General features: G+C 30.4%; 13 protein-coding genes. 10 read left to right on the plus strand and 3 right to left on the minus strand.

The features are described 5' to 3' along the window. Window positions 1-39: 39 nt before the first annotated feature. Window positions 40-726 carry an aquaporin Z gene (gene aqpZ, locus AADI82_RS00150; RefSeq protein ID WP_341214442.1) on the minus strand — a complete coding sequence of 229 codons (687 nt, stop codon included), beginning with the start codon at window positions 724-726 and terminating at the stop codon, window positions 40-42. Between the two features lie 144 nt (window positions 727-870). Between aqpZ and AADI82_RS00155 the strand changes: the two genes are divergently transcribed. The 7 genes from AADI82_RS00155 to AADI82_RS00185 are packed head-to-tail and all read left to right on the plus strand — an operon-like array spanning window position 871 to window position 8,172. Further along, entirely contained in the window at window positions 871-1,074 is a 204-nt protein-coding gene (locus AADI82_RS00155; RefSeq protein ID WP_341214443.1) for a membrane or secreted protein, read from the plus strand. Between the two features lie 6 nt (window positions 1,075-1,080). Further along, a complete protein-coding gene (locus AADI82_RS00160) occupies window positions 1,081-2,193 on the plus strand; it encodes a glycosyltransferase (protein WP_341214444.1) in 1,113 nt (370 codons plus the stop codon). Further along, window positions 2,184-2,729 carry a sigma-70 family RNA polymerase sigma factor gene (locus tag AADI82_RS00165; RefSeq protein WP_341214445.1) on the plus strand — a complete coding sequence of 182 codons (546 nt, stop codon included), beginning with the start codon at window positions 2,184-2,186 and terminating at the stop codon, window positions 2,727-2,729. The genes AADI82_RS00160 and AADI82_RS00165 overlap by 10 nt, the downstream gene beginning before the upstream one ends. Beyond that, complete coding sequence (locus tag AADI82_RS00170; RefSeq protein ID WP_341214446.1) at window positions 2,729-3,949, plus strand: Nramp family divalent metal transporter; 1,221 nt, start codon at window positions 2,729-2,731, stop codon at window positions 3,947-3,949. Before AADI82_RS00165 ends, AADI82_RS00170 begins: the two co-directional genes overlap by 1 nt. 55 nt (window positions 3,950-4,004) lie before the next feature. After that, window positions 4,005-4,883, plus strand: a complete 879-nt coding sequence (gene lipA / locus AADI82_RS00175; RefSeq protein ID WP_341214447.1) for a lipoyl synthase — start codon at window positions 4,005-4,007, stop codon at window positions 4,881-4,883. Between the two features lie 6 nt (window positions 4,884-4,889). After that, the gene (gene gap, locus AADI82_RS00180; RefSeq protein WP_341214448.1) at window positions 4,890-5,906 is read left to right on the plus strand and encodes a type I glyceraldehyde-3-phosphate dehydrogenase; all 1,017 of its coding nucleotides are present in this window, start codon (window positions 4,890-4,892) and stop codon (window positions 5,904-5,906) included. Between the two features lie 28 nt (window positions 5,907-5,934). Continuing rightward, window positions 5,935-8,172 (plus strand): ATP-binding protein, encoded by a 2,238-nt coding sequence (locus tag AADI82_RS00185; protein WP_341214449.1) that lies wholly within the window; start codon window positions 5,935-5,937, stop codon window positions 8,170-8,172. On the opposite strand, the gene lpxK is transcribed toward AADI82_RS00185, so the two are convergent. After that, a complete protein-coding gene (gene lpxK, locus AADI82_RS00190; protein WP_341214450.1) occupies window positions 8,162-9,166 on the minus strand; it encodes a tetraacyldisaccharide 4'-kinase in 1,005 nt (334 codons plus the stop codon). The two genes, AADI82_RS00185 and lpxK, sit on opposite strands and share 11 nt — an antisense overlap. A 54-nt stretch (window positions 9,167-9,220) precedes the next feature. Here lpxK and AADI82_RS00195 point away from each other — a divergent pair, with 54 nt between their 5' ends. The 3 genes from AADI82_RS00195 to msrA all read left to right on the plus strand — a co-directional run bounded on the left by AADI82_RS00195 (window position 9,221) and on the right by msrA (window position 11,887). Continuing rightward, the gene (locus AADI82_RS00195) at window positions 9,221-10,315 is read left to right on the plus strand and encodes a Nif3-like dinuclear metal center hexameric protein (RefSeq protein WP_341214451.1); all 1,095 of its coding nucleotides are present in this window, start codon (window positions 9,221-9,223) and stop codon (window positions 10,313-10,315) included. A 3-nt stretch (window positions 10,316-10,318) separates the two neighbouring features. Beyond that, window positions 10,319-11,098 carry a C4-type zinc ribbon domain-containing protein gene (locus AADI82_RS00200; RefSeq protein WP_341214452.1) on the plus strand — a complete coding sequence of 260 codons (780 nt, stop codon included), beginning with the start codon at window positions 10,319-10,321 and terminating at the stop codon, window positions 11,096-11,098. Window positions 11,099-11,227: 129 nt separating this feature from the next. After that, entirely contained in the window at window positions 11,228-11,887 is a 660-nt protein-coding gene (gene msrA, locus AADI82_RS00205; protein WP_341214453.1) for a peptide-methionine (S)-S-oxide reductase MsrA, read from the plus strand. Between the two features lie 136 nt (window positions 11,888-12,023). Here the strand turns inward: msrA and secDF are convergent, their stop codons facing one another. Next, window positions 12,024-15,008 carry a protein translocase subunit SecDF gene (secDF, locus tag AADI82_RS00210; RefSeq protein ID WP_341214454.1) on the minus strand — a complete coding sequence of 995 codons (2,985 nt, stop codon included), beginning with the start codon at window positions 15,006-15,008 and terminating at the stop codon, window positions 12,024-12,026. Between the last annotated feature and the right edge of the window lie 36 nt (window positions 15,009-15,044).

Here is a 15,044-nt window from a genome sequence, read left to right on the forward strand (position 1 = left end):
AATGAGGCTTTTTTTATGCTATAAAATTTTTAATTTTCACTACTCTTTATCAAAAAAAGCTTTGTGAATAAAACCTGCAATTATGGCGCCCGCAATTGGAGCTACCCAAAATAACCATAATTGACCAGTAAAATCACCGCCAGCAAATAATGCTTGACTTGTTGAGCGCGCAGGATTAACAGACGTATTAGAAATTGGAATACTTATTAAATGTATTAGCGTTAAAGCTAAACCAATTGCAATACCTGCAAACCCTTTAGGTGCCTTAGGGTACGTACTTCCTAAAATAATTAATAAGAAAAACATGGTTAAAACAAATTCAGTAACCAAAACAGAGGCCATATTATAACCTCCTGGAGACAAATCACCATAACCATTGGCAGCAAAACCACCAACATCGGTAAAATCAGACTTACCAGAAACTATTAAGTATAATACGCCTGCTGCTGCAATAGCACCAATAACTTGAGCAATAATATAACCAAATAAATCTTTTGCAGGAAACTTACCTCCTGCCCACAAACCTAAAGACACCGCAGGATTAAAATGTGCTCCAGATACATGTCCAACAGCATAAGCCATAGTTAAAACTGTAAGTCCAAACGCTAAAGAAACGCCTACAAAACCTATTCCTAAATCTGGATAACCAGCAGCAAAAATAGCACTACCACAGCCTCCAAAAACAAGCCAAAATGTTCCAAAAAATTCTGCAAATAATTTTTTCATAATTAAATAATTTTAATGGTTAGATGATTAAATATAATAATTAAACATTAGACACGAAAAAGCAACAATGTCACATTAAACACATTAAACGCTTTAAAAATTAGTGTTAAAAGCTTTATCTTTGCACAAAATAATTTTATCTAAATGAAACTCCTTTTAATTACCATTGCTTTACTAGGTATAGCAATTGCTGGGATTGCCATAAAAATTTGGGCAAAAAAAGATGGCAAATTTGCTGGCACTTGTGCAAGTCAAAACCCTGTGTTAAATAAAAATGGAGAAGCTTGTGGTTTTTGTGGAAAAACGCCTGATCAATTTAGTGACTGTAATGAACCTCAACACTCTTAATTGTTTATGGGTTTTCTTGATTATTTATTCTACACATTTATTGTTGTAGTTTTATTTCAAGTTATTTATTATTTATTTATTTTAGGACAATTTGCTTTTCTAAAACAAAAGAAGAGTGCTCTACAAAGCCTTCCTGTTTCAGTTATTATTTGCGCCAAAAATGAAGCTGAAAATTTAAAAATATTTTTACCTTCAATTATATCTCAAGAGTATTCAACTTTTGAGATTGTATTAATCAATGATGCTTCACACGATGAAACACTTCAAGTTATGGAAACGTTTTCATTACAACATTCTAACATAAAAATAGTTGATGTAAAAAACAACGAAGCCTTTTGGGGTAATAAAAAATATGCCTTAACACTAGGTATAAAAGCGGCTAAACATAATCATTTATTATTTACAGATGCTGACTGTAAACCAGTTTCAAAACATTGGATTACTGAAATGTGTTCTCATTTTAACACAAAAAAGACAATTGTTCTAGGTTATGGTGCGTATTTAAAAATTAAAAATTCATTTTTAAATAAACTTATTCGGTTTGAAACCTTAATTACTGCTATTCAATATTTTTCGTTTGCGAAAATTGGTATTCCTTATATGGGTGTTGGTAGAAATTTAGCTTATACTAAAACCGAATTTTTTAATACAAATGGCTTTATGAGTCATATGAAAGTTCGATCTGGTGATGATGATTTATTTATAAACCAAGCTTCGAACACAACCAATACTTCAATTTGTTTTTCAAAACATAGTTTTACAAAATCTAATCCAGAAACAACATTTAACAACTGGTTTAAACAGAAAAGGCGACATGTTTCTACAGCCAAATATTATAAACTAAACCATAAAATTTTATTGGTTTTAATCTATCTTTTAAACTTACTGTTCTGGGTTTTAGCTTCAATATTATTGGTGTTTCATTTTAATTGGCAAATAGTAATTTCTTTACTTTTATTACGAATCATTGTGCAATATTTTACTATTGGGTTTTCAACAAAAAAATTAAATGAAGAAGACCTTTTGATTTTGATTCCTTTCTTAGAAATCTTTTTAATTATTATACAATTAACTATCTTTATAAACAATCTTATTTCAAAACCTAACCATTGGAAATAGAGGAAGCAATAAAACGCGCTAAAAAAAATGATCAAAAAGCATTCAACTATTTATTGGATATGTTTTGGGATAACGTTTATGGATTTCAATTAAAACGTACTGAAAATGAGAATGATGCTGAAGATATAACCATTCAAACATTCTCAAAAGCTTTTGATAAAATTAAAACGTTTGATGATAATTACAAGTTTAAAACCTGGTTAATTACCATTTCAAAAAATATTCATATTGATTTACTGCGGAAGGAAAAAAACTCAATCACTCAAGTTATTTCAAAAAATAACAGAGACGCATTTAAAGTTTTAGACGAATCACCTTCACCTGAAGATAAGTTAATTACCGAGCAACATTTAGCCAAATTACTTCTAGATATCAAAAAACTAAAACCTCATTATCAAGAAGTTATAAATTTAAGGTATTTTCAAGAGTTAAGCTATAAAGAAATTTCAGCAGAACTTAAAGAACCAATAAATAATGTTAAAGTTAAGCTTCTTCGCGCTAAAAAGTTATTGGCAGAAATTATTAATAAAAAGTAATGATTAGCAAACTCAAAAACCTTGGTCCTGGTTTGCTATTTGCTGGTGCAGCTATAGGTGTTTCACATTTAGTACAATCTACTCGTGCTGGTGCCGATTTTGGCTTGGGTTTATTATGGGCATTGCTATTAATAAACTTATTTAAATATCCCTTTTTTCAATTTGGACCAAGATATGCATCTGCTACTGGAGAAAGCCTTTTGGATGGTTACAAAAAATTAGGAAAAGGCGTTTTAGTTACTTACTATATTATAACTTTTGCAACAATGTTTACAATTCAAACGGCAGTAACTATAGTAACCGCAGGTTTAGCTTCATCACTATTTGGAAATTTTTTTAGTATAGAAATATGGACTGTTATTATTATAATTATTTGTTTAACCCTGCTTATTGCTGGGAAATATAAATTATTAGATAACCTTATGAAGGTTATAATTATAATATTAACTATTACTACAATTTTAGCAGTAAGTTTAGCATTAATTAATAATACAGAACCTATTAATTTTAATCAAGTACTTCCAAAAAACAGTATTGAAATTGCATTTTTAATAGCCTTTATGGGCTGGATGCCTGCTCCATTAGATATTTCTGTAATTAACTCACTTTGGGTTGTAGAAAAGAAAAAAAATATTAAAAAGTTTGGGACGAAATCCGCTATATTTGATTTTAATGTTGGTTATATTAGTACCATTATTTTAGGAATAGGTTTTTTACTATTAGGTGCATTAGTTATGTTTAACAGTGGAGAATCATTTAGTAATTCAGCAAGTAAATTTTCTAGTCAGCTAATAAATATGTACAAAACCAGTTTAGGTAATTGGAGTTGGGCATATATTATTATTGGTATTGCAGCTTTTACAACTATGTTTAGTACAACTTTAACAACGCTAGATGCTACACCTAGAGCCATGGCAAAAACAACAAAACTACTTTTTGAAAAACATACAAATTTTGGTTATCTATTCTGGATAGTATTACTTTCATTAGGAACTATTGGCATTTTTATTTTTTTAGCTTCAGAAATGGGTTTACTTATTAAAATTGCTACTATACTATCATTCTTAACAGCACCATTTTTTGCCATAGTAAATTATATACTTATTTCTAGTAAACATACACCTAAAGAATGGCATCCATCAAAGAAATTACATGCTTTAAGCTCGCTTGGAATTGCTTTTTTAATAGGTTTTAGTGTATGGTTTCTAACTACTTTATAACATACTTTTAATAGAATACTTTGTATCTTTGTGCTTTTGAAATTACGATATTTAGATGAACACAGATACAGCTTCAAATATATTACCAGAAAGACAAGCAAAACCTAAATGGCTTCGTGTTAAACTTCCAACAGGAAAAAAATATACCGAATTAAGGGGTTTAGTAGATAAATATAAATTAAATACTATTTGCACCTCTGGAAGCTGCCCAAACATGGGGGAATGCTGGGGAGAAGGCACTGCAACTTTTATGATTTTAGGTAATATTTGTACACGATCTTGCGGGTTTTGTGGTGTAAAAACAGGACGACCAGAAACGGTAGATTGGGACGAACCCGAAAAAGTAGCACGCTCTATTAAATTAATGAAAATTAAACATGCCGTTTTAACTAGTGTTGATAGAGACGACTTAAAAGATATGGGAAGTATTATGTGGGCAGAAACTGTAAAAGCAGTTCGCAGAATGAATCCTAAAACAACTTTAGAAACTTTAATTCCAGATTTTCAAGGCATTGAACAACATATCGATAGAATTATTGATGTCGCACCAGAAGTAGTGTCTCATAATATTGAAACTGTTAAACGTCTAACACGCGAAGTACGTATACAAGCAAAATATGATAGAAGCTTAGGCGTTTTAAAATATTTAAAACAACAAGGGCAACGCAGAACAAAATCTGGCATTATGCTTGGTTTGGGTGAAACTAGAGAAGAAGTGATAGAAACACTTCAAGATTTAAAAGCCAACGATGTAGATGTGGTAACTATTGGACAATACCTGCAACCGAGTAAAAAGCATTTACCTGTAAAACAATTTATAAATCCAGATCAGTTTAAAGAATTTGAAGATATTGGTTTAGAGTTAGGTTTTCGTTATGTAGAAAGTAGTGCTTTGGTACGCTCGTCATATAAAGCTCAAAAACACATTAATTAATTATTTATGATTAAAGTTGCCATTAATGGTTTTGGGAGAATTGGCAGGCGTGTTTTTAGATTACTACAAGACTATAAAAATATACAAGTTGTTGTTGTAAACGATTTAGCAGACACAAAAACTTTAAGCCATTTACTTAAATACGATAGTGTTCACGGATTGTTTAACGGTACTATTTCTCATGATGAGAAGCATATTATTGTAAATAATAAAAAAATTCCGCTTTTAAATTCTAACCATCCAAAACAAATAGATTGGACGCCTTTTAACATTGATTTTGTAATTGAAGCTTCGGGAAAATTTAAAACCGTACTCGATTTACAACATCATATAGATAATGGCGCAAAACGTGTTATTTTAAGCGTACCACCTATAGAAGATGATATTAAAACTATTGTACTTGGTGTAAATGATACTATTATTGATGGTACAGAGACCATTATTTCAAACGCCTCGTGCACAACCAACAATGCAGCACCAATGATTGATGTAATCAATAAACTTTGTGGTATTAATCAAGCTTACATAACAACAGTACACTCATACACAACAGATCAAAGTTTACACGATCAACCACATCGCGATTTACGTCGGTCAAGAGCAGCCAGTCAATCTATTGTACCAACAACAACTGGTGCAGCTAAAGCATTAACAAAAATTTTTCCCAATCTTGCTAATGTCATTGGAGGTTGCGGTATTAGAGTCCCTGTCATAAATGGCTCGCTAACAGACATTACTTTTAATGTAAAAAAAGAAGTTACTATTGAAAGCATAAATAATGCCTTCAAAGAAGCATCAAAAAATCAATATAGAGACATTATAGAATATACGGAAGACCCAATAGTTTCAATAGATATTGTTGGAAACGCACATTCTTGTATATTTGATTCTCAAATGACATCTGTTATTGGAAATATGGTAAAAATAATAGGTTGGTACGATAATGAAACAGGGTATTCTAAAAGAATAATCGACTTAATGTGTAATTTGTCGGAAAAAAATGTGCTTTTATCGATAAAATAATTATATTTGTCGAGAATATTAAATATAAATGCCCCAGATAAAAAATTACATATATGCTTTTTTAATGTTGATAAGCTTCAGCTTGTACTCTCAAAACACTATTGAAAACGATCCTGAAATTATTCAAAACAACATAGACTATCGTATTACACAAGCTAAATACGATATAGAAAAATACGACTATTACGAAGCCCAAAAAAAACTTGACGAGGCTTTAGAAATTGCAATAAATGCTAACAACAAAAAAAGCGAAGGCATTATTTATACAATAAAAGGAGAACTACAACTTATTATAGAAGAAGAAGATAATGCTATAAAATCTATAAATAAAGCCATAGAAGTACAAAATATAATAAACGATAATATAAATATTGGTAAATCTCGTAAAGTTTTTGGCGATATTTATTTAAGTAAAAACAACTATTATCAAGCATTAGATCAATATACCGCTGCAAAATCTAAATTTCAAGAAGAAGAACTAAACGAAAATTTAGGTGAAGTTTTACTTGCCGAAGCAAAAACTTATATGCGTTTAAAAAACTTTAGAAAAGCTAGAGTACTTAATGAGCAAGCAGTTGCATTAGCAAAAAGGAATAACTATTTAAAAATTCAAAGTAACGGATTAGTAAATCACGGCAAAATATATAGTGTTTTAGGTGATAATGAAAAGGCTTTAGAGTTTGCTAGTGAAGGTATACAAATTGCAAAAGAAAATAAATATGCCAATATTTTAAATGATGGCTATTTAATTTTAAGTGAGATAAATCAAAACATTGGAGATTATAAACTATCAAATAATTATTTAAAAGCACATATAAAACTATCAGATTCTCTTAGAGCTGTTAAACGAGCAAATTTATCACCAGATAAAAAGGTTCAGTATTTAATTGCAGATAAAACTGAGGAAAATAAAAGACAAGCCGAAGAATTAGAAGAAGCTAATAACAAAAACGATTTAAGTACATTAATATCAATATTAAGTGTCGCCTTAATTACTATATTATCCCTATTAACCTTATCGCTTTACAAAAACAATAACATAAGGTTAAAAACAAACAATATGTTGCATAAAAAAAATGCAGAATTAATAATTGCCAAAGAAAAAGCAGAATTAGCCTCAAAAACCAAAGCCAACTTCTTATCAACAGTAACACACGAATTACGTACACCTTTATATGCTGTAACAGGTTTAAGCAATATGCTACTAGATGAAAACCCTAAGCCAGAACAAATTCAGCATTTAAAATCACTTAAATTTTCAGGAGATTATTTACTTACATTTATTAATGATATTCTTCAAATAAATAAAATTGAAGCGAATAAAGTAGATATCGAGCCAGAATCTTTCAACTTAAAAAAGAAAATAAACAATATTGTTTTAGCATTAAATAACTCAGCCTCAGATAACAATATTAAAATTCATTTTGAGTACGATGCAGATTTACCTGAAAACTTTATAGCAGATCAGTTAAAAATTTCTCAAATACTAATAAACCTAATTGGTAACTCTATTAAATTTACAAAAGATGGAGATATTTGGATTAGAGTTTATAAAATTGACCAAAGTAATAATACTTATACTTTACGTTTTGAAGTAGAAGACAATGGTATTGGTATTAGCCAAGAAAAGCAAGACAATATGTTTGAAAGTTTCTCTCAAGGCTCTATCCAAATTAATAGAAAATATGGGGGTACTGGTTTAGGCCTTTCGATTGTTAAAGGTTTAATTGAAATTTTAAAAGGGGATATTTATTTAAAAAGTGAATTAGGACAAGGCACAACTTTTTATTTTGAAATTCCTTTAGAATACACATCTGTAGAAGAAATTAAAGAAAAAGCACCAACTTATTTTAGCGGTGACACTAGTGAATTAGACTTAGCTAATGTTAAAATTTTAGTAGTTGAGGATAATAAAATAAATCAAATGATAACTAAAAAGATTCTTACTAAAATGAATCTTAAATGCGATATTATTGATAATGGTGAGGCTGCTGTAGAAATGATTAAAACCAATGCGTATAACATTATTTTGATGGATATACACATGCCTGGTATAAGCGGAATTGAAGCTACCAAAATTGTTAGAAGTTTTGATAAAGAACTAACTATTTTTGCATTAACCGCTGTAACTATTGAAGATAAAATGCATGAGTTTGAAGAAGCTGGTTTTACAGACATTATACCTAAACCATTCAAGCAAGAAGAGTTTGAGAAAAAACTCTATAATGCATTAGCTTCAAAAAAGAACTCTTCAACTAGTGCTTAACTGCTTGCTTAATTAATTCATTAAACTTTATCTTATTATCTATAACAATAGTTATTGGCAAATAAAACAATTTATCTTTTAAAGATTCGTACTGCTTTAATCGCATATAATCTTTTTCGGTAGTAATAATTAATCGTTGCTTTTCTAATTGAAAAATTTCTTGTTGCGAAAACTCGTGATGATCTTTAAAGTTTAAATGTTCAAATCTCAAATCTTTAGCTTTTAAAAAATCAACTAAAGGTTTTGCATTTGCTATTCCTGTAACCAGAGTAAAATCATACAAAGATTCAAGGTTTTTAGAAGTATCTTTAGAAAAAACTTCATTTGAATACGCAATTGAGCTAAAAAAAGCAAACTGATAACTTTGCAACTTTAATTTATTTAAAATTACAACTTTCTCAGCCTCTTTTAAATCATTCGGGCACTTAGTAACAACTATAATATTAGCTCTTTTTACACTACTTTTAGGTTCTCGTAAATTACCTGTTGGCAACATAAAATCTTCAGTATAAATATTGCTGTAAGTCGTTAACAAAATATTAAACCCAGCTTTTACTTTACGATGCTGAAATGCATCGTCGAGTAAAATAACTTCAGGTTTATTTTCTAAATTTCTTAAGTTTTTAATGCCATTATTTCTATCCGAATCAACAGCTACTAAAACATCATTTTTAAACTTATTATAAAACTGAAAAGGCTCATCACCAATAGATTCAGCAGTCGAATGCACATCAGCCAATTGAAACCCCTTTGTTTTACGTTTATAACCTCGACTTAAAGTAGCTACATTAAAATCATTTTTAAGTAGTTTAATTAAATACTCAATCATTGGCGTTTTACCAGTGCCACCAACACTTAAATTTCCAACACATAGCACAGGAAAATTATACGACACAGATTTTTTAATTCCTAAATCATATAATTTGTTTCGCAACCAAGTCACTAAATAATATATAGGAACAAATGGAAATAATATTTTTCTAATTAGCTTCACAGCTACGAAAATATAATATTTATATTTGTTTTAAATCAATACAAAAAAAATAATATGATAGTTCAAGATGTCATAAACCATTTAGAAACACTCGCACCTTTAGTTTACGCCGAAGATTTTGATAATGTGGGGCTTTTAGTAGGTGATAAAAGCGCAAAAATAACTGGTGTTTTAGCCACTTTAGACACACTTGAAACCGTTGTAGACGAAGCTATTGAAAAAAACTGCAACCTCATTGTTAGTTTTCATCCTATTATTTTTAAAGGTTTAAAAAAACTCACTGGTAAAAATTATGTAGAACGTGTAGTTTTAAAAGCTATTAAAAACGATATTGCTATTTACGCCATACATACAGCTTTAGATAATGCTTTACAAGGTGTAAACGATATGATTTGTAATCAATTAGAATTAACAAATAAACAAATTTTAATTCCCCAAAGCAAAACCATAAAAAAATTAACAACTTATGTGCCAAAAAATGAAGCAGAACAATTACGAACCGCTTTATTTAATGTGGGTGCAGGAAGTATTGGTAATTATAATGATTGCAGCTTTAATATTGAAGGACTAGGAACATACAAAGGCAACGAAAATTCAAATCCAACTATTGGTAAAAAAGACATTTTACATACCGAAGAAGAAACTCAAATATCTATCACTTTCCCTAAGCATATTGAATCTAAAATACTCAAAACACTTTTTAAAACACATAGTTATGAAGAAGTTGCGTATGAAATAACAACTTTAGAAAATAACAACCAAAATATTGGTATGGGTATGATTGGCGAATTTAAAGAAGCAATGGAAGTATCAAACTTTTTAAATCATGTAAAAACTAAAATGAATACCGCATGTATTAGATATTCTGATTTCACAAACAAACCCATAAAAAAAGTAGCTGTTTTAGGTGGTTCAGGTAGTTTTGCAATTCAAGCAGCTAAAGCCTCTGGTGCTGATGCATTTATAACTGCCGATTTAAAATATCATGATTTTTTTATGGCAGAAAGCAGCATACTTTTGGCAGATATTGGACATTATGAAAGCGAACAGTTCACAAAAAACCTTTTAGTAGCATATCTTACAAAAAAAATTACTAATTTTGCAGTCGTTTTATCAAAGACAAATACCAATCCTGTTAAGTATTTTTAAAGTATGGCTAAAAAGAAAGAAGTAACTGTAGAAGAGCGCTTAAGAGCTTTATACGATTTACAACTCATTGACTCTCGTATAGATGAAATAAGAAATGTTCGTGGAGAACTTCCATTAGAAGTTCGTGATTTAGAAGATGAAGTTGCTGGACTAAACATTAGGTTAGAAAAACTTATGGCTAGTTTAGAAGTAATTGATAACGATATTACTTCAAAGAAAAATCTTATTGAAGAAGCTAAAGCCTTAATTAAAAAGTATAGCGAGCAACAAAAAAATGTTAGAAATAACAGAGAGTTTAATTCGCTTACTAAAGAAGTTGAATTTCAAGAATTAGAAATTCAATTAGCTGAAAAGCATATTAAAGAATTTAAGGCTCAAATAGAGCAGAAAAAAGAAGTTATAGCTGAGACTAAAGAACGTGTAAAAGAGCGAGAAAATCATCTTAAACATAAAAAGAATGAGTTAGATGCTATTTTAGCAGAGACAGAAAAAGAGGAAAAAGCTTTAATCTCAAAATCTGAAGATTATAAAATGCAGATTGAAGAGCGTTTAGTAGCTGCTTATAACAGAATTCGCAAAAACGTTAAAAATGGTTTAGCGGTAGTAGCTATTGAAAGAGGTGCCTCTGGAGGCTCTTTCTTTACTATTCCACCACAAGTTCAAGTAGAAATTGCTTCACGTAAAAAAGTAATTACAGACGAGCATAGTGGTCGTATTTTAGTTGATGCTGCTTTAGCAGATGAACAAAAAGCAAAAATGGAAAAAATGTTTTCGAAACTTTAATTTTAGTTTAAAAACATAAATTTTAAAAGCCTTTCGTAACGAAAGGCTTTTTTATTTAATAAAACTTTCACACACTAATTATTAAGGTTTTGTATTTTTATTCGTCTATTGAAAAAAAGAAAAACACAAATGAATAAATTGATTCCTTTATTTATCGTAACCTTATTATTTAGTTGCCAAAACACAGCACAGGTTAACAAACAACAACAAGAAGTAATTAATGCCAAACCTATAGAAGTACCCATCAAAAATGGCAAAGCTCGCGCTTATTTTGCTAGCGGTTGTTTTTGGTGTGTTGAAGCTATTTACGAAAGTGTTAAAGGCGTTGAAGAATCTATTTCTGGATATGCTGGCGGACATACAAAAAACCCAACTTACGCATCAAGTAATACTGGAAGAACAGGTCATGCCGAAGCTGTTGAAATAATTTACGATCCAAAAATTGTAAGTTTTAAAACTTTAGTTGATGTATATTTTGCTTCACAGAATGTTACACAAGTAAACGGACAAGGCAATGATATAGGCTCGCAATACCGTTCTATTATTTTTTATCAAAATGAAACTCAAAAACAAATTATTCTAAAGAAAAAAGAAGCGTTAGCGAAAACATTAAATGCTAAAATTGCAGCCGAAATATATCCTTTTCAAAAATTTTGGGTAGCCGAAGATTATCACCAAAATTACGAGAAATTGAATCCAAACAATTCTTATATTAGAAATGTATCTATCCCTAGATTAAATAGGTTTAAATCTAAATTCCCTAAAGAGTTTTTAAAAGAAAACCATTAAAAATAGAGATTTATACCTAAACTTTAGACTTGTCAGATTTTAAAAATCTAATAGTCTCTTTTATAAAATAATGAGTAAATAAAAAAAGCCTATCAAATACATGATAGGCTTCTCACTATAAAGAAAAAAATTTGAGTTAGTCGTTCTTCTTTTTTCCTTCTAATTTATTTACGGTATCGTACATTATTGGTGTTGCAATAAATAACGATGAGTATGTACCCACTATAACACCTACTATCAAGGCAAACATAAAGCCTCTAATAGAATCGCCTCCAAAAATAAAGATAGCTAATAAAACTACTAACGTTGTTAACGATGTATTTAGTGTTCTACTTAATGTACTACTTAATGATACATTTACCACTTTATCAAATTTCCAAGAGGTATGCTCATTAAAGAATTCACGAATTCTATCGAATACTACCACCGTATCATTTAGTGAATAACCAATAACGGTTAATATGGCTGCGATAAATGCCTGATCTATTTCCATGCTAAATGGCATAAACTTATAGGTTAACGAGAATACACCTAATACGATTAATACATCATGGAAAACTGCTGCTACTGCACCTAATGAGTATTGCCATTTCTTAAAACGTAATAAGATATAAAGGAATACTACAATTAAAGAGCCTAGAATAGCCCAGAATGAGGCTTGTTTAATATCATCGGCAATGGTTGGACTTACTTTATAATACTTCATTAAGCCAACCGTTTTCGTATCGGCATCACTAATAAAATCTTCGTAAGACACGCCATCTAAATGTGGTATTAATGCTGTATATAATGCCTTTCTTAATTCTTCATCAACCTCAGCTCCAGTTTCGTTTACTTTATACTTAGTTGTAATTTTTAATTGATTCGCATCACCAAAGGTTTTAGCATCAGCACTACCGAAAGCATCAGAAAGTGTTGATGTAATTTCTGAAGCACTAACATCTTGTGCAAAACGTACTTGGTAGGTTCTACCTCCAACAAAATCGACACCTTGATCTAAACTATTAGTAAATAAAGATCCTAAACTTACAATAATGAATACAGCAGAAATAATATAAGCTACCTTACGTTTCTTTAAGAATTCAATATTAATATTTCTAAATAAATTTTTAGTAATAGCTGTTGAGAAGTCTAATTTACCCCCTCTATTTACATACCAGTCTACCAATAATCTTGTAATAAAAATAGCTGTAAATAACGATGTACCAATACCAATTAATAAGGTAGTTGCAAATCCTTTAATTGGTCCGGTACCAAAAATAAATAAAATTAATGCCGTTAAACCAGTTGTAATATTGGCATCTAAAATAGATGATAAGGCATTTTTAAACCCATCTTGAATAGCTTCTTTTTGCCCTTTCCCTTTAACTATTTCTTCTCGAATACGCTCAAAAATAAGTACGTTAGCGTCAACCGACATACCAATGGTTAATACAATACCTGCAATACCTGGTAATGTTAATACAGCACCTAATCCTGATAAAATACCAAAAATTAATAGGATATTTAATATCATAGCAACATCTGCAAATCCACCTGCTTTACCATAGTAAAAAATCATCCAAAGTAAAACTAATGCTAATGCAATCATAAATGATTTAGTACCACTATCAATAGCTTCTTGACCTAATGATGGTCCTACCACTTCACTTTGAATAATATCTGCTGATGCAGGTAATTTACCTGCACGCAATACATTTGCTAAATCTATCGCTTCGTTTAATGTAAAATCTCCTGAGATTGAAGAACTACCTCCAGCAATTGGGCCAGTAGTTACACCTGGAGCTGAATACACAATGTTATCTAAAACAATAGCAATTTGACTCCCTTGAGTAAATGCTTTACCTGTCATTTCTTCCCAAATCTTAGCCCCTTTTGCATTCATTTGCATAGACACTTCAGATTTCCCTGTTGGTCCAAATTGGTTACGTGCATCCGTTACTACCGCACCGCTTAATTGAGGTACATTTTCTCTATTACCAACTAAAGCATATAAATCTACAAGCTCACTATTCTTGTCTGGTTTGCCAAATGCAAATTTCGCATAACGTTGCTCTGCTGGTAATAAGGCTCTAACTTGTGGTAAACTTAAATAGTTTAATACTGTTTCTCTATCTTTTAATTCGAAACTTGCTATAACTGGACCACCTTGATAGCCTTGACCTTTTATTAAATCGAATAATGGGTTTACTATTGCAACTGCCGTAGAATCTGTTTCAGCTTCTCCTAAAAGTGCATCAATTTGTGAATCTTCTGCATTTTCTTCATCTTGAGATTCAACACCTTCATCAACTTTATCAACTTTAACAATGTCTTTTAAAACCTCATTAGCTTGTACTAAAAACGGAAAAAATTGTTCGCCTTTATAAGCATCCCAAAACTCTAATTGTGCCGTACTTTGTAATAATCCTGTAGCACGCTCAACATCTTTAACACCTGGTAACTCTACTAAAATACGACCAGAATTCCCTAAACGTTGTATGTTTGGAGACGTTACACCAAACTCATCAATACGTTTACGTAATACTTCGAAAGCAGACACTATGGATTCGTCAATCTTTGTTTCAATGATGCTTTTAACTTCATCATCTGTCATACTTCCATCAATCTCTCCATCTAAGGCTTTGGTATAAAATATATCTGGCGATGCTAATTTGGTATCACCTTTTATTTTATCAAATGCGATGAAAAAATCTTCTAAATAGGTATTTTGACTATCTTTTTGAAGCTCGGTTGCATCGTCTAATGCTTTGTTAAAAACAGGGTCTTTAGTATTATTTGCCAATCCTTTTAAAATATCCTTAACCGATACTTGTAAGATTACGTTAATACCTCCTTTTAAATCTAAACCCAGATTCATAGCTTTCTGCTTCACTTCATTATAAGTGAATTTTGCTATACCTATATTATAAACGGTATCTGTAGCTATAGATTCTAGGTAGTTTGTTTCTTCAATACTTCTTTTTGCTCTGTAGTTTTCTTCTGTATCGGCAACTTTATTTATAGCGATTTCTTGAGCTTCGCTCTCAATTTGATTGGCTTTGAATGTGAATGATAATTGATAAATACTTACCAAACCAAACAAAAGCGCAAATAATTTTACTAATCCTTTATTTTGCATTTTGTGTTTTTTTGTGTTTTAGTTTCCCACTTTCGT

The organism is uncultured Wocania sp. (genome assembly GCF_964021735.1).
In the GTDB taxonomy this organism is placed as follows: Bacteria; Bacteroidota; Bacteroidia; order Flavobacteriales; family Flavobacteriaceae; genus Wocania_A.